General features: G+C 56.1%; 12 protein-coding genes and 1 pseudogene. 4 read left to right on the top strand and 9 right to left on the bottom strand.

From position 1 onward, the window contains the following. The first annotated feature begins 8 nt into the window (after positions 1–8). From icd to rfbH, 3 genes are all read left to right on the top strand, one after another. Complete coding sequence (gene icd, locus IPM39_12850) at positions 9–1,247, top strand: isocitrate dehydrogenase (NADP(+)) (protein MBK8986943.1); 1,239 nt, start codon at positions 9–11, stop codon at positions 1,245–1,247. A 244-nt stretch (positions 1,248–1,491) separates the two neighbouring features. Next, positions 1,492–2,028 carry an NUDIX hydrolase gene (locus IPM39_12845; GenBank protein ID MBK8986942.1) on the top strand — a complete coding sequence of 179 codons (537 nt, stop codon included), beginning with the start codon at positions 1,492–1,494 and terminating at the stop codon, positions 2,026–2,028. A gap of 161 nt (positions 2,029–2,189) precedes the next feature. Continuing rightward, a complete protein-coding gene (rfbH, locus tag IPM39_12840) occupies positions 2,190–3,506 on the top strand; it encodes a lipopolysaccharide biosynthesis protein RfbH (protein ID MBK8986941.1) in 1,317 nt (438 codons plus the stop codon). Between the two features lie 34 nt (positions 3,507–3,540). Here rfbH and IPM39_12835 read toward each other — a convergent pair whose 3' ends face one another. The 3 genes from IPM39_12835 to IPM39_12825 all read right to left on the bottom strand — a co-directional run bounded on the left by IPM39_12835 (position 3,541) and on the right by IPM39_12825 (position 6,571). Next, positions 3,541–3,873: a helix-turn-helix transcriptional regulator gene (locus tag IPM39_12835; protein MBK8986940.1), complete on the bottom strand. Its 333-nt coding sequence runs from the start codon at positions 3,871–3,873 to the stop codon at positions 3,541–3,543. Continuing rightward, the gene (locus IPM39_12830; protein MBK8986939.1) at positions 3,857–4,108 is read right to left on the bottom strand and encodes a type II toxin-antitoxin system RelE/ParE family toxin; all 252 of its coding nucleotides are present in this window, start codon (positions 4,106–4,108) and stop codon (positions 3,857–3,859) included. Before IPM39_12830 ends, IPM39_12835 begins: the two co-directional genes overlap by 17 nt. 93 nt (positions 4,109–4,201) lie before the next feature. Continuing rightward, complete coding sequence (locus IPM39_12825) at positions 4,202–6,571, bottom strand: AAA family ATPase (GenBank protein MBK8986938.1); 2,370 nt, start codon at positions 6,569–6,571, stop codon at positions 4,202–4,204. 164 nt (positions 6,572–6,735) lie between these two features. On the opposite strand from IPM39_12825, the gene IPM39_12820 reads away from it, so the two are divergent. After that, entirely contained in the window at positions 6,736–7,452 is a 717-nt protein-coding gene (locus tag IPM39_12820) for an SDR family oxidoreductase (protein ID MBK8986937.1), read from the top strand. A 41-nt stretch (positions 7,453–7,493) separates the two neighbouring features. On the opposite strand, the pseudogene IPM39_12815 reads toward IPM39_12820, so the two are convergent. The 6 genes and pseudogenes from IPM39_12815 to IPM39_12790 form a co-directional block, all read right to left on the bottom strand. Continuing rightward, positions 7,494–8,257 (bottom strand): annotated as a pseudogene (locus IPM39_12815) (amino acid ABC transporter ATP-binding protein). Positions 8,258–8,335: 78 nt separating this feature from the next. Then, a complete protein-coding gene (locus IPM39_12810; GenBank protein MBK8986936.1) occupies positions 8,336–10,021 on the bottom strand; it encodes an ABC transporter permease subunit in 1,686 nt (561 codons plus the stop codon). 2 nt (positions 10,022–10,023) lie between these two features. Next, positions 10,024–11,637, bottom strand: a complete 1,614-nt coding sequence (locus tag IPM39_12805) for an ABC transporter permease subunit (protein ID MBK8986935.1) — start codon at positions 11,635–11,637, stop codon at positions 10,024–10,026. Between the two features lie 87 nt (positions 11,638–11,724). Continuing rightward, on the bottom strand, positions 11,725–12,846 hold the full coding sequence (locus IPM39_12800) for an amino acid ABC transporter substrate-binding protein (protein MBK8986934.1): 1,122 nt from the start codon (positions 12,844–12,846) through the stop codon (positions 11,725–11,727). Between the two features lie 380 nt (positions 12,847–13,226). Then, complete coding sequence (locus IPM39_12795) at positions 13,227–13,595, bottom strand: hypothetical protein (protein ID MBK8986933.1); 369 nt, start codon at positions 13,593–13,595, stop codon at positions 13,227–13,229. Between the two features lie 1,521 nt (positions 13,596–15,116). Next, the coding region (locus IPM39_12790; GenBank protein ID MBK8986932.1) for a hypothetical protein at positions 15,117–16,692 on the bottom strand (1,576 nt) is incomplete at its 5' end.

Below are 16,692 nucleotides of genomic sequence, written 5' to 3'. Positions count from 1 at the left end.
AAACACCCATGTCATTTACAAACATACATGTTCCCGCCGGTGAAAGAATCACCTATGAAAACGGCAAACTCAACGTACCGGACAATCCCATCGTGGCCTTCATTGAAGGCGACGGCATTGGCGTAGACATCACCCCCGCTTCCCTGTTGGTCTGGGACGCGGCCGTAGAAAAAGCGTATGGCGGCCAGCGCAAAATCGCCTGGATGGAAATTTACTCCGGCGAAAAAGCGGCCACCCTTTACGACGGCAACTTCATGCCCGAAGAGACCTTCGAGGCCATGCGCCAATACGTCGTTGGCATCAAAGGCCCCCTCACCACACCCATCGGCGGCGGCTTCCGCAGCCTGAATGTGACCCTGCGCCAGGTGCTGGACCTGTACGCCTGCGTGCGCCCGGTGCGCTACATCCCCGGCACACCCAGCCCCATGAAACAGCCCGAACTCATGGACATCGTCCTCTACCGTGAAAATACAGAAGATGTGTACTCCGGCGTAGAATGGCCGGCCGAATCGGCCGAAGCCAAAGCGCTTATCAAATTCATGAACGAAGAACTGGGCAAAAACGTGCGCCCAGATTCGGCCATCGGCATCAAGCCAGTCAGCGCCTTTGGCACCAAACGGCTGGTGCGTCAGGCCCTCCAATACGCCATTGACCACAACCGCCCCAGCGTCACCATCGTCCACAAGGGCAACATCATGAAGTTCACCGAAGGCGCTTTCCGCGATTGGGGCTACGAATTAGCCCGCGACGAGTTTGGCGCGCAGCCATTGGATGGCGGTCCCTGGCACATCATGAAAAACCCCAACAGTGGCGCGGACATCCTCATCAAAGACGTAATTGCCGATAACATGCTGCAACAACTGCTTACCCGCACATCTGATTACGACGTCATCGCCACATTGAACTTGAACGGCGATTACATGAGCGACGCGGCGGCGGCGCAGGTGGGCGGCCTGGGCATGGCTCCGGGCGGCAACATTGGCGACGGCGTGGCCTTGTTTGAAGCCACCCACGGCACAGCCCCTAAATACGCCGGCAAGGATATGGTCAACCCTGGCAGCCTCATTCTCTCCGGGGTGATGATGTTGGAATATATGGGCTGGCAGGAAGCGGCCGATTTGGTGGTGAAGGCGATGACGCAAACCATCCTGGACAAAACCGTCACCTATGACCTGCACCGCCAGATTGATGGGGCGACCAAACTCAGCTGTTCTGAGTTTGCTAAGGCGATTATCGCCAATATGTGAGCTTCTTGATTGGCGCCACGGCGGCGCGGAGAATACAGAGGCGGAAAGATTGTGGTGATGGGACACGGCCGTTCCAGAGACGATTTATCTTAGTAATCGTCTAAGAATAACTTCCTGTTTTTTAGATTGGACCAATCTTGGAGATTGGTCCAATCTGGGCCATGTAATTTCTAGATGGTCACTTAGCCAGCCCTGGATACTCCGCGCCCTCCGCATCTTCGTGGTGAATCTTCTGCCTAAATTCATGAAAATCGTTCATTCTAACATTCTCTGGCAGGGAACCTCCTGGCGCTTTCGGGTGGATGAATTGGAAGCGCCGGGCGGCGAGCGGCTGGCGAAAGGGATCATTGAGCATCCTGGCGCAGTGGTCCTTGTGCCGCTGCGCGAAGGCACGGCCGGCCCGGAACTGCTGCTGCTGCGGCAATATCGGTTGGCGCTGGCGCAGACAATTCTGGAACTGCCGGCCGGTACGCGGGGCTGGGATGAGGATTGGCTGGCGTGCGCGCAGCGGGAACTGCGGGAAGAAACGGGTTTCCGGGCGAATTCGTTTCATTTTTTAGGCGAAATCTGGCCGTCGCCGGGCGTTTCTAGTGAATTGATGCGCCTGTATCTGGCGACCGATTTGCAGCCCGACCCGCTGCCCGGTGACGTGGATGAGGAGATTGAACTCCACCCCCTCCCGATGGCAGACCTGGTGACAATGGCCCAAGACGGCCGTCTCCGTGACGCCAAAAGTATCATTGGTATTCTAAAAACGGCCGTGTTCCTGCAAACCCCCTGACTCCCCCTTCGCCCATTCGTGGCGAAACCCAACTATCGGCTACAATTAGGCGGCTAAACGTCCTGGTCGCTTCAGCCAGAAGCGGTCACAATCCTGACGATATTCACGGCAGCAGCGAGAAACCTTGTCCGGCGCAGGGGTTTTTGCTGGCGGAGCAGAACATGAGCAACAGCAAGGAAATCAGGCAGCGCATTTTGGCGTTGGTGCAGGAATATTACGAAGCGGAGTTTGCCGATAAACCGTTTGTGCCGGGGGAAACGGCCGTGCCCGTTTCCGGCCGTTCATTTGATGGCGACGACATGGTCCATTTGGTAGACGCTTCGCTCGATTTCTGGCTGACCACCGGCCGTTTTGCCCAACAATTCGAGCGCGACTTTGCCCGCTACGTGGGTGTACGCCACGCCCTGCTGTGCAATTCCGGCTCCTCGGCCAATTTGCTGGCTTTGTCTGCCCTTACCTCGCCCAGTCTGGCCGAGCGGCAGCTAAAACCAGGCGACGAGGTCATCACCGTCGCCGCTGGCTTTCCCACCACCGTCAACCCCATTGTGCAAAACCGCCTGACACCGGTCTTTTTAGATGTGGAACTACCCTCTTACAACATGTCGTTGGCCCACCTGGAAGAAGCCATCACGCCGCGCACCAAAGCCATCATTGTGGCCCACACGTTGGGCAATCCGTTTGAACTGAACGCGGTGTTGGAAGTAGTGAACCGCCACAATCTATGGCTGATTGAGGACAACTGCGACGCGCTGGGCAGCACGTATCACGGCCGTCTGACCGGCACATTCGGCCATCTGGCAACCATCAGCTTTTACCCGGCGCACCACATCACCATGGGCGAAGGGGGCTGTGTGCTGACGCGCCATTCACGGCTGAAAAAGTTGGTAGAATCGTTCCGCGATTGGGGGCGCGACTGCTGGTGCGTGCCCGGCGAGGCCAACACCTGCGGCACGCGCTTCGAGTGGCAGCTTGGCGACCTGCCCTATGGCTATGATCACAAATACATCTACTCTCACGTTGGCTACAACCTGAAGCTGACCGACATGCAGGCGGCCGTGGGGCTGGCGCAGCTGCAAAAGCTGCCCGGTTTCATTGCGACGCGCAAACGCAACTGGCGTTATTTACGCGCCGGCCTGGCCCCCTTTGAGGAATTTCTGATTTTGCCGGAACCGGCGCCGGACACAGACCCCAGTTGGTTTGGCTTTTTGCTGACGGTGCGCCCGGATGCGCCTTTCTCGCGCAACGAGTTAATCAACTTTTTGGAAACAAACCGGGTAGCGACGCGGCTGCTGTTCAGCGGCAACATCACCCGCCAGCCGGCTTACCAGGATGTGGATTATCGCATTGTGGGCGACCTGACAAACACGGATATAGTGATGAATCAGACGTTTTGGATTGGCGTCTACCCCTCGCTGACGCCGCAAATGTTGGATTATGCGATTGAGGTGTTTGCCCGCTTCTTTAAGCAATTTGGTTGAAACGTAAAGCGGTCGCAGCTCTTCTGGTCACCGATCAGACAACGAGCTGTTCCGGCAAGACGCCGAGCGCAACTGCCAGTTTTGCCAATGTTGCTTTCCGTAGGTTGGCTTCTGGCTTTTCCATTTGAGAATAGGCTGATTGGGAGACGCCTATTTTTTCAGCCAATTCCTGTTGGGATAACCGCTTATGCTCGCGCCAGGCGCGGACAAGACTCATCCCTTCCAAAACGTGTCTTTCTACAACGCCATGCGGAATTGTAACGGCCGTATCCCCTTCAATCAGCGAAAGATATTCCTCGTAAGGAACCAGCACAAACAGCGGTTGTCCATCTCGTTCAATAATTTGGTGACTAATAGGTGCGTTCATCTCGTTTTTTAACCTCTTCGATTTCAATGATGCGGAGGTCGTTTTCAACATCAAACAAAACCCGATATCGCCCAACACGCAAACGATACCCTGGACGATTTCGCAATGCCTTTACATTCTGACAGTCTGGCCATTCCTGCAAACTGCGCACCGCTAAAACAATTTGCTTTTGGCGTTGCTGTGGAATGGTTTTTAGATGCTTTAAAGCGCGGCGCGTCCATTCAATGGAATACATATCACCAATTATAAGTAAAATATAAGTTTTTGCCAGAAAACATAAGTTTCTGAATGGGTAGAAAAGGTCTCAAAACTCTGTAATCTTTACTCGTTACTCTTCCCCATTGCCGAATGCTTTCAAATCTTCGGCCAGTTCCAGCAGGCGGTTTTGCACAGCATAATGAACCGTGCCCTCCGGGTACAGGCCATCGGCGTCTAATTCGCCGGCGGGGATGCCGGTGAGCAGTTCGATGCCTTCATCAATGCTGCGTACCGGCCAGATATGGAATTGGCCCTGGGAGACGGCCGTTACCACATCTTCATGCAGCATCAACGACTCCACATTGCTGGCGGGAATAATAATCCCCTGTTCGCCCGTCAGACCACAGGCGCAGCACACCCGGTAAAAGCCTTCGATCTTCTCGTTCACACCGCCAATCGGCTGCACATCACCCCGCTGATTCACCGATCCGGTGACGGCAATGCCCTGCTTAATGGGAATTTCGCTCAGGCTGGAGAGCAAGGCGTACAGCTCCGTAGAAGCGGCGCTGTCCCCTTCGATGCCGACGTAATTTTGCTCGAATGTCAGGCTGGCGGTCAGCGATAGGGGCTGCTGCTGGGCATAAGTGCCGCCCAGGTAGCCGGTAAGGGTGAGTACGCCTTTTTCGTGGATGGGGCCAGACATTTCCGTCTCCCGTTCAATGTGGATGACGCCGCCTTCACCCATGAAGGTGCGGGCGGTGATGCGCCCCGGCTGCCCAAAGCTGTAATCGCCAATGTCTATTACCGACAGCCCATTTACCTGCCCCACAACAGCGCCCTCGGTAGCGATGAACAACGTACCTTCGATGATTTCTTCCTGGATGATTTCCTCGACGCGGTTAGAGCGGTAGATGCGTTCGTCGAGGGTTTGCTGCACGTCATCGGCGGTGACAACGGCACGGCCGTTCACCCCCGCCCAATAACTCGCCTCCCGAATCAGGTCGGCAATGGCCCCAAAACGGGTAGATAGTTTGCTCTGCTGGTTGACCAGCCGCGAGCCATACTCAATAACTTTGGCAACGGCCGTGCGGTCAAAATGGCGCAGTCCTTCCTCATGGCAGCGGGAGGCGATAAAGCCGGCATATTCGTGCATATTGCTCCCATTACGCACCATTGTCGAATCAAAATCAACCCGCACCTTAAACAAATCAGGAAAATCCTCATCCTGCTGATACATCAAATAATACACATCCAGGCTGCCCATCAGAATAATTTTCACTTTCAATGGAATGGGTTCAGGCGTTAAAGATTTAGCCAGGACGCGCGTCTCGTCCATCGTGGCCGAAGGCAATATCTGGATTTCCTGGGCGCGCAAGCCCCGTTTCAGCGCTTCCCAGGCATCTATGTTTTTGAGCAAATCGGTGGCCTGCATAATCAAATAGCCGCCGTTGGCCCGGTGCAAACTGCCCGCTTTGATATTGGTGAAATGCGTAAACACCACCCCCGATTCCATCTCGTATTCCAGACGGCCAAACAGAGTGTTATAGGTTGGGTTTGGCTCGATAATCACCGGCGCGCCATCCGTCTTGCTGTTTTCCACCACCAGATTGACCTCATAACGGCGCAGGTTGATTTCTTCCTCGCTGTCTAAATGCGGCGCAAAATCGTCAATCTGGTCCAACACGTCCTGGTGGACTTCCCCCAGGTACAACAGCAGTTCGTCATAGTCATGGTAGGTGTCGTGCAGTTCAGCAAAATGGTGCTGCACGGCCGCTTCCGCCACAGCCCGATCAATCTCCTGAATTTGCTGCCGGTGGTCGGTTTCTAACCGGTAAATCTGATACAGCGTGTCTTCCAATTCTTCGCTCAACACGGCCAGCAAATCTTCCAATTCCTGTTGGTCAGCCAGCGACAGGTTTTGCAGCTCTTCTGGCGTTAGTTTCTGTCCGTTCCGTACCGGGGCGATGGTGACGCCGCTGGCTGTTTTTACCAGGCCAAAGCCTTGCAGCGCCGCTTTCTGCTGCAAGGCAGAAAATAGCCTGTCTTGCTGCTCTTCAAAAGCGCTGCGCGCCGCTTGAATGGCCTCTTTGTAGGTGTCGGTATCAAAGGCCTGGGGCAAATCTTCGCTGATGCGGGCGATAAGCGCGGCCATGCGCGCCTGAAAAACGCTGCCCTCGCCGGCCGGCAGGGCGATAGCCCGCGGCTGATGGGGTATGCTGAAGTTGTGTACGTAAATCCAATCGGCTGGTGCGGGTTGGGCAGCGGTGCGGTCTTGCAAGAAACGCTCAATGGCTGTGGCCCGGCCGGTTCCCATCGGCCCTAAGAGGTAGATGTTATAGCCCTGGCTTTGGATGCCGATGCCAAATTCGATGGCGTGGGTACCACGTGGCTGGCCGATGATATGATTGCTGGCGGGTAAATCGGCCGTTGTCGCAAAAGTGAACAGGTTCGGGTCAACCGTGTGGCGGAGTTGTTTTGGCGCTAAGGGTTGTACGGGCATTAATTTTTAACCTCGATAAAAGTAAGGAATGTTACTCCTGTGTTCTCTACATAGCAAATCATATACTCAGGAACGAGGTAAAAACATAGCCTCTCTGTCTGCGGCCGCAGCTCAATGCTTCGCGACAGAAATGGGGCCACAGCAGTTCCTTCGAGGAGGTATTGATGTTTGATTTTAGCGATCAGATTGTTGTGATAACGGGGGCGGCCGGGAATTTGGGGCAGGCGGTGGCGCGGGCGTTTTATGCCGCCGGGGGCAAGTTGGCTCTGGTAGACCGTCGTCGGGAGAATACGGAAGCTGTTTTTGGCGCGGCTTTGCCCGAAGGCGACCGGGTATTGTACGTAACGGCCGATTTGACCGATGAGCAAGCAGTGGCGGCTGGTGTGGCGGAGATTATGGCGCGGTACGGCCGTATTCACATCCTCGTCAACGCCGCCGGCGGGTTTAAGATGGGCACGGCCGTTCACCAAACGCCGCTGCAAACCTGGGACTTCATGCTCAACCTGAACGCCCGCTCCGTCTTTTTGATGAGCCGGGGGGTCATCCCCCACCTGTTGGCGCAAGGGGGTGGCAAAATTGTCAACGTGGCCGCCCGCGCCGGGTTGGAAGGCAAGGCCAACATGGCTGCTTACACCGTCGCCAAAAGCGCCGTCATCCGCCTGACAGAAAGCATGGCCGCCGAACTCAAAGCCGACAACATCAACGTCAACTGTATCTTGCCGGGAACCATAGACACGCCGCAAAACCGCGCCGACATGCCCACGGCCAATTTCAGCCATTGGGTGTCGCCAGACGCCCTGGCCGACGTCATCTTGTTTCTGGCGTCTGATGGGGCGCGGGCGGTGCAGGGGACGGCCGTTGCGGTATACGGCCGTAGCTAAACATCCAGCAGTAGAGACGTTGCGACGCAGCGTCTCTACTCCTAGTGATGCAAAATCTGGTTGAGGAACAACTTAGTCCGCTCATTAGACGGATTGGTGAAGAACGTTTCGGGCGTGTTCTCCTCCACAATTTGCCCGGCGTCCATAAAGATGATCCGGTCGGCTACCGTGCGGGCAAAACCCATCTCATGCGTCACGGCCAGAGAATGGTGTACCCACCCGTCGCCAGATCACGCATCACGTCCAGCACTTCCTTGATCATCTCCGGATCCAGCGCCGAAGTTGGTTCATCGAACAACAAAATGTTGGGTTCCATCGTCAGGGTCCGGGCGATGGCGACCCGCTGCTGCTGCCCGCCGGAAAGCTGCCCCGGATATTTGTTAGCCTGTTCCGGGATGCCTACGCGGGTCAGCCAGCGCATCGCCCGCTCTTCCGCCTGTTCGCGCGGCCATTTACGCACGTGGATAGGAGCCAGGGTCACATTTTCCAACACAGTCAGGTGCGGGAACAGGTTAAATTGCTGAAAAACCATGCCCACTTCGCGCCGAATTTCAGCGATGTTGCGCACATCGTAGTTCAGGGTCGTGCCTTCGATGATGATCTCCCCTTCCTGATGCTCCTCTAGCCGGTTCAGGCAGCGGATAAAAGTGGATTTACCGGAACCAGACGGCCCCAGAATCACAATGACCTCCCCCTTTTTCACAGAGAGGCTGATCCCTTTCAGGGCATGAAAATCGCCATACCACTTTTGCACATCACGGCAGACGATCAGTTCTTCGGTTTGTGTCAGGTTATGCGTTGTCATGAGTTCACTCTGTTTGTTTCCAGGTTAATGGGCGTGTTCCGTAAGCCGTATTCCGTATTCCGTATACGGCTTACGGCTCTATCGCTCCGTGTTCCGCTCCATGCGTCGGCTGATCGTCACCATGATCCAACTGCCAAAGAAGTAGACGAACATCAAGAAGATGTACGGCTCGCGGCGCACGCCCAGCCAGTTGGTCTGGGCAGCGATCAGGTTCGCCACGCCCAACAGCTCGATCAGGCCGACAATGGCGATGAGGGTGGTGTCCAAAAACAGGCCGATGAACTGCCCCACAATGGCCGGGATGACAATGCGAATGGCCTGGGGCAAAATGATCAACCGGTATTTTTGGAAAGCGTTCAGGCCGATGGAGTCGGCCGCCTCATATTGTCCTTTGGGGATGGCCTGCAAACCGCCGCGTATATTTTCGGCCAGATATGCGGCGGCAAAAAGGGCGGCGGCGGCCATCACGCGCCAGGTACTCAAAATCTCCATGCCGGGCGGCAGCAAGATGGGAAAGAGAATAATGGACATGAAGAGGACGGTGATGAGCGGCACACCGCGCACCGATTCGATGTAGACAGTGGAAAAGGCAGCGACAACATTGCCTTTGAAATATTTCTGGAACAGATAAGCGATCAGCAGAACCAGCAAAGGCCAAAAAGCCAGGATCGTGCCCAACAGCCCACTGGCGTCGGCCAGAGCCGGGAAGGTGTTGTTAACCAGCAGGTACAGCGTAAGCAGGCCGGCCGTCAGGGCTGTCAGCCACCAGGGGACGCCGCGAATCTGGCTGCGCCGGCCAAGCGCCAGCAGCACGCCCAACGGAAAGGAAGCCACAATGGCAAACACAGCAATGATCATCGTCAGCAGCAGGCCGCCCCAGGCGACGTCCGGGTTGAGGGTGGCGGTGAAGTTGTCCACCATCAGCCAGAATGCCGCGGCCAACGCGGCGACCCACACCAGCATCAGCGCCAGACTCAACCCAGTACTTTGATAACGCCGCAGCAAATAGCGGCTGCCGAAAAACAGGGCGACAAAGACGAGGAGGTAAACGGCCGTATTCACCAACACATTCTGCCATGCCCCCGGCGCAATTTTTACGCCCCACAAAATTGCCAGCGTCAGCGCCGGCGTTAGCACCCACAGTAAGTTAAGCGCCTGACGAATGGGCGAGCGGCGCAAACGCTGCTGCGAATAGACAAGCGTACTCACCGGCAGCATAACCGCCAGGTAGCCCAGTATCAAAAAGAGCCGCCACGTTTCAGCGCGGGGAAAGCGGAATACCATCAGGTTGCGCATGTTGGCGATAACCGCGCCCCAGTTAGCCCCTGGACTGCTAAATTGGGCCAACGTGGCTTTCGCCAGGTCGGGGTCGGTGGTGAAGCTGGCCCGCAGAAAGGCATAACCAATAAAGCCGCGCACAGCGGCCACAATCAGCAGCGTCAGCAGCAGTGTTAGCAAGACGTTGGTGACGGAACTGTACAGGTTGTCTTTTAGCCACAGCGTCAGCAGACGGTGGCGATGGGTTAGTTCACTGTAAACGGTGGCAGCCAGGGTGGCGAGCCAGACAAGGGTTACGGCCGTTGTCGTTAGCGCCGCCTGCGCAAATTGATTGGTCGTATACACCAGCGTCACATAACTCAGCAGCAGCAGCCACAGCGCCAGCCACCAACTGCGCCCAATGTGTTCCCGGAAAAAGCGACGGCCGTCAAAATGAATTGGCTGCCGTTGTCTGGTTGAGGTCAGGTTGGGTTCTTGCGTCGCCATGCTTATCTCTCCACCAGAGCGATGCGCCGGTTATACAGATTCAGCAAAAAGGAAATAGACAGACTAAAACTCAGGTAAGCAGCCATCACAATCATAAAGACCTGCACCGAACGCCCCGATTGATTGAGTGTGGTGTAAGAGATAGCCCAGAGATCGGCAAAGCCGACGGCAATCGCCAGCGAGGAGTTTTTGGTGAGGTTGAGGTATTGGCTTGTCAGGGGAGGAATAATTACCCGCAGCGCCTGCGGCAGCACCACCAGGCGCAAACGCTGCGACTCGCTCAGTCCCAGGGCGCGGGCCGCCTCAGACTGCCCTTTCGGCACAGACTGGATACCGGCCCGGACAATCTCGGCGATAAACGCGCCGGTGTACAGTGTCAGGCCGATGAGCAATGCGGCAAAGCTGGGCGTTAGTTTAACGCCGCCCTGGAAATTCAGCCCTTCCAGCCGGGGGATGGAAAGGCGGATGGGCGCTTCGGCGATGGGCAGCAGGCGGTACGTTCCGTCCAGCGTGGCCTGCACAGCCAACAAATCAGCTTCGGCGGCCACCAGGACATCGCAGTCACCGGCGGCAAAAGCCCGCGCGGCCTGGTCCAGCCGGTTGCTGCGGTTAAGGCTGTAAGGCACGTTGTTGGCCCGCAGTTGAGCCGTCAGGTTTGTTTCAGACGGGGCATCGCGCACGGCGCAGATGGTAAGGCTGGCTTCGTTGACTTGTTCAGGGGTGAGGACGCCATTGGTTACGGCCGTTTCTACCTCCGCCAGATCCGCCACACCCAAACGCTCCGCCACAATCCCCGCTATCTGCTCAAACTCCGCCGCCGGCAGCGCTTCAGACAACAACATCGCCTGCGAACTAATCGCGGCGTTAGCGACAAACCAGCCGCTCCCCGCCACCACGCCGAAAGCCAACAGCGCCCACGCCGTGCGATTGAGACTGCGCTCTACCTGCTGCTCCCGCCGCGCCAACAGCAGCGAAACCACCCCCGCCGCCACCAACCCGCCCAGCAAAAAAAACAGCCAGACGCGAAAAGAGGGCATAAACACCGGCCCCGGCAAGTTAATGCCCCGCTGGCTCAGGTAAATCGGCAGGCCAAACGGTTGCAGCGCTTGCCGGATATTGGGCAAAAGCAAAATGACGCCAAAATAGATAAAGATCAATTGCAGCAGCAGGGGCGTATTGCGGAAAAAATCCACATACCATTTGGCCAGATTACTCACCAGCCAGTTACGCGACAATCGGGCAATACCAGTCAGCGTGCCCAAAATGGTGGCAAAAATAATGCCAAAGAAGGCAACTTTGACTGTATTCAAAGCGCCAACCAGCAGCGCCCGCGCATAAGGATCGCTGGGCGTATAACTGATTACGCTCTCGGCGATGTCGAACTGCGCATCAATGCGCAAAAAGAGAAAGCCACAGCGAAAACTATCTGTGCCATCTGGGCAGCGAAAAGAGCCTAACGCGCCAATGTTGCGGCTGACATTGCCCAGCAGCCAGGCGGCTGCCAGCAGCACCAGGCTGACAAAAATGACCTGCGCCAGAACGCCAATCACACGGCCGTCACGCCAGAACGGTATTCTCTCGTGGGTTTGTGGGGTAGAAGGGGGTGGTTGCGCCATAATCGTCTCCCCGCAAAAAAGTTGGATAAGCACAGCCCGGCAGGTCGCCGGGCTGTGTCTTACAGATTGCTTGCCAAAGTGATCGCTTTAACGGAATGGCGGCGAATAGAGCAGGCCACCCTCGGTCCACAAGGTATTCAAACCACGCGGTAGGTCGAATGGCGTGTCTGGCCCCAGGTTGCGGGTATAAATTTCCGCATAGTTGCCCACTTGTTTGATAACCTGGTAACACCAATCATTGGACAGGCCCATGCCGGCGCCCAAATCACCCGTTTCACCCAACACGTTTTGCACCACTGGGTCTTCGCTGCCCAGGAAACTGTCCACATTGGTCGAGTTGATACCCAGTTCTTCTGCCTGAATGGTGCAGTTCACCGTCCACATCACAATGTCGCCCCAATTGTTATCGCCATGACGGGTCATGGGACCAAGCGGCTCTTTAGACATGGTTTCGTCTAAAATCGTGTGCGCATCCGGTTCGGCCAGCAGGATTTGCTGCGAGACCAGGCCCGATTTGTCGGTGGTGAAGCCATCGCACTGCCCGGCGTCATACGCTTCGCGGGTGCGGTCAGCGTCATCAAAGACGACCGGCTCAAAATTAATGTTGCGCGCACGGAATACATCGGCCAGATTCTTCTCGGTGGTTGTACCAGACTGCACACAGATGGTGCCGCCGGCCAAATCTTCCAGGGAGTTGATGCCATCGGCTTTACGGACCATCATGCCCTGCCCATCATAAAAAGTGGTGGGCTGGAAGTCCGCACCCAGTTGAGTGTCGCGGCTGAGGGTCCAGGTGGTGTTGCGAATCAGCACATCAATTTCGCCAGATTGCAGAACGGGGAAGCGTTCGTTGGCGGTGGTGGGGCGGATTTCATAGGCCGTGGCGTCGCCTAGAGCCGCTGCGGCGACTGCTTTACAGAAGTCAATATCGAAGCCTTCAAAGTCGTTGGTGTCGGGGTTGATGTAACCAAAACCGGGCACAGCCTGGTTGCCGCCACACTTCAACGCGCCACGGCTGCGCACTGTTTGCAAGGTGTTGCCTTCGGCCGAGGGCACGGCTGGCATATCGGTGCTGGCTTCGGCCGGCACTTCCACAATGCGCGTCACTTCAACAGTGACTGTCTCAACCTGGGCGTCGCCACCGCAGGCTACCAACAACAGGGCCATCAAGATCAGGCTCAAAAGGGTAAACAGGTGTTTTTTATTCATTAAACTTCTCCTCCGAAATCAGGTAAATAAGGTTGGGGTAGACAAATAAGGGAATACAGACGCTGTCTTATTCGATAGGCCTCCTTCTATACCAGATGTGGCACGGTCAGAGACTGGCCACAGCGAGTATATATATAGATTTTCATATCCCTGTGGGGATATGAAAATGGCTGTTGTCTTGCAGTTGCGGTTTTAGCGGCTAATGTATATCTGTTTGACAGTCAAATTTTGGAAACGATTCAACTGCCGTTATATACATGTTGATAATAGATTGCGTGTTCCAAGAGATGTCTCTTGTTAATTACTGAGGTTTTGTATGTAGGTCTAGCTTGCATCAACGGATGGCAGGGGCAGGGTAGGAACGGCCGTTTTCATGCAATTTATACTTGCTTGTCAGATGTCACCTTGTCAAGTATTTCTGGCTTATAGTACCTCTTTCCTAATTTAGTATAACCAGCCTTAAGAAATGAGCAAGTCTTAACACGACTTTTGCAGTGACATAATGTTTTGATAGCACCTTTACAAACGAATACGCCATAGAGCACAATACCAGGGAAGATGAATAGCAATTTACTACGCAGGAGGTGTTGAACTATGGTCCCTGGTTGAATTTCCACGATTAGTTGATCACTGCACCATTTCAGTTCGGTCTTTTCGGCCGATGCCTCATCCAGTTCAAGCGGTACATCAGCGGTTTGATTGTTTCCGAAAACAAAACTGTTGAGGGAATCAACCGATTGTTTGTCCATGAAAGCCGCAACCAAAGCTCGCTCAACCGTCTACCAACGGAAAGCCCTTTTGTCGACGAACTCAATCGTTGTCGCTTAGCGTCATGAGCAGCCTACCGGGTACAGCCTTGAAAAAAGACGGGGTGTTGAGTTTGACGATACGTTATCACCCATTATGGACACCACTTTGACAAGATCGCCATCCTAGCGACCATGTGCAAAAGTGTTGGGTCTGGGCGCACAACCTGGTGACGTTGCATTACAGCGATGACCAAACCACTACCCTATATTCTTTGGGCTGTGGCAACCGGCTGACCTGGCAAGATTGAAGCAGGTTACGCGCAGCGAACATCAAGTTGAAGGAAAGCGTGGAGCTGAAAGAAAGCGATCCAACCAAGTGGCGTCAGTATTTGCCAGGGTGTGGCGACGAAATGTCAAAAACCGGGCTAGCTGACCTGTAGGACAGCAAGTTGCGCTGGCTGAGCAGCGTGCCAGCAATGGCTGGCACAGTTCCCTGACTTCCGCCGCCTATCGCTTTTGATAGTTGGACACAACCCAGCTTCTCGCTTTCTTGATGAGAAAGGCTTTGCTTATGTGGGCCTTGGGCGAGAGCGGTGAAGTGGCGCTGGCAACAGGTCGGGAACGATTAGACAAGTTTGCCCAGCGCCTCAAGGCGGAACATCTTGCGGCCATAAAAGCGGTCAAACCCTGCGTTTCAAACGACGACCATCACCTTTAAGGGAACAACCGAGACTTACTATACCTACTCGCCGCGCATGGCTGCACAACTTTAGCGCTCGTCATCGCTATCGTCGGGCTGACCTATCCGACAATCCAGTATTTCCATCAGCAACCGCTTGCACTGGCAGGCCAAAGGCATGACGCGCATTTATCGCCATCGTTGGCCCGTTGAAGTGTATCATGAAGAAGGTAAAGCCGAAGGGCTGGACCAGTATCAGCTACGGAATTTCGCGGCTATTGAACACATATCGCCCTGGTCGCCGTGGTGACAGCTTACTGCGCCGCTCAACAGGATGCAGACCTGCAACAGACGCTTCAACGTGAACTCGAGCTAGACCTCGACGGCAGCGTTCCTTTTGGCGACGAGCAACTCAAGCCCAAAGTCTGTGGAGCCTCGCTTTGTTTATTACGGCGGGGCTGGCTCAGGGGCAATCTTTGCAAGAAATCATGACGCCGCTTGTGCGAGCTGTCTGCCCGCGTTGACCTGAGCCTTTTCAGTCCTGGTTGTGATGCTGTCCAGCTAACTGATGATAAGCTGGAGATACTGGTTTGTTGCCACAGCCCGGACAGAGGTTGACAGGATGGGCGTTTTTTTGCTGTTTGGCGTATTAGTTTTTAAGGTGCAAAAGTCGTGTCTTAAGTAAACAAATTTCGTCGGCAGCCGGTTGGTTGGTTTGTCGGATGGTCGGGAATGATTGACGGCAAGTCCTTCGTTTGTTTTCAAGGTGTTCAGGGCTTCAGGCGTCACGGGTGCGCACAACGCCTGAAGACCACAAAGTTCGGCCAGTTTTAGCTGCCGCGTTACGGCCGTAAAAATGCCCCATCCACCGCCTGCACGTAAAACGTCAACCGGTCGCCATTGTCGGCCGCGGCGTAAAAGGCCCAGACCGGCTGCCACAACCAGCCCGGCGCAGACTCTTCACCCGTCGCGGTGATGTGGTAAGCCAGTTCCACCCGATCTATGGTGATTTGGCTGTAGGGCGCGTTGGCGGTTGGCGGGGATACGGCCGTTTCCCCACCGGCCGCCATCTGCATATCAATCCCCTCCCAATCCAACACCGGAAAAGCCTGCCCCGTCTGGCGCGCGGCCCAGGCAAATACATTCACCGCCGCCCCCTCCGGCACGTCCGCCGGTACGTCTGGCAAAATGAACGTTTCACCACTTTGCCCATCTTGCAGGCGCGTCTGCCCAGCCGCCCGCTGGATAACGCCTGCCTTAAACAGCGGATTGAGCTGCGGCGCCGGTTCCCAGCCGGCTACCGCCAGCGTGTTCATCCCTGTGTCCAGGCTGCCCCATACGTGGATGGTTTGCCCGACCTGCCCGGCCATCGCCGCCAGCGTCGCCTCATCGGCTTGCAGGCCGTAATTCAAGACGTGGATGCGCGGCGGGCCAGCGCCGCTTATTGGCGCATAGACGGCCGGCCAGGCATACAAATGGACATCTGGACCAGATTGTTGTTGGCGCGGCCAATACTGAAAGCCGCCAGTATCGGCCGGGGGCGCAGTGGCGCTGGAAGTGACGATGGTGGTTACGATGTCGGCCGTTACACCATCCTGAAGATGCTGCCAGGCCGCCGCGGCGCTGATGAGCGGGTAGCTGCCCAACGCAGCCGGCGGCTGAAGCATCTGGTAAGTGGCAAAAGCCACCTGTCCGCCACCACCCACCCCAACGCTGATCTCTGGCTGGCTGGCGGCACGGCCGTCTACCAACCGCACCACAAACACCTCTTCTCCCCAGCCCGGCCGGAGGGCATAGGCAAAATCCAACAGCCCTCGCTCTTGCAAAAACACCTCGGCGATGGGCGCGGCCTGGTCAAAGGGCAGTGGATTGAGGTAATCGAAGGCGACGCTGTTATCGGTGTAAAAAGCAGCCGATTCGGTGACATTGAGTACGCGCGGCCCGTCAAAAAGGTAAAAGGTCTGGATCAATTGCGGCGGCGCGGCCGCCTCGGCCGGCAAATTGGCCGTCGCCTGACCGATTTCTGGGAAGACCTCTGTATACACCGGGCCGCCAAAGCCCAGGCGGGCGGCCAACTGTTGCGCTTGTTCGCCGGTGAAGGGCATGGCCGCAGCGGCCAACACGGCCGTTTCCGCCGGTGTCTCTGGCAGTGTGGCGTTGAGGCTGAAGACGGCCGCAGCCAACGCCCCCACCGCGACGCTGCCTGGTTGGCTGGCATCCATCATGCCGCCGTCAAAACGGGGAAGTAACGGCCGTTCCGCTGCTGCTGCCGCCACTACCGGTTCAGATGGGGCAGTGGGCAAAATCGTCTCGGCGATGGGGGCGGCTTGGGTGGGTACGGCCGTTTCGATCACGGCAGCGGCGGCGCTGGTTGGCAGCACGGTGGTGCTGGCTGGTGGCCCGCCGCAGCCCACCAGA

Origin of the sequence: Candidatus Leptovillus gracilis (assembly GCA_016716065.1) — a bacterium.
GTDB lineage: Bacteria > Chloroflexota > Anaerolineae > Promineifilales > Promineifilaceae > Leptovillus > Leptovillus gracilis.
The sequence above is the reverse complement of the archived record's forward strand: the minus strand, read 5'-3'. Positions and strand labels throughout refer to the sequence as shown.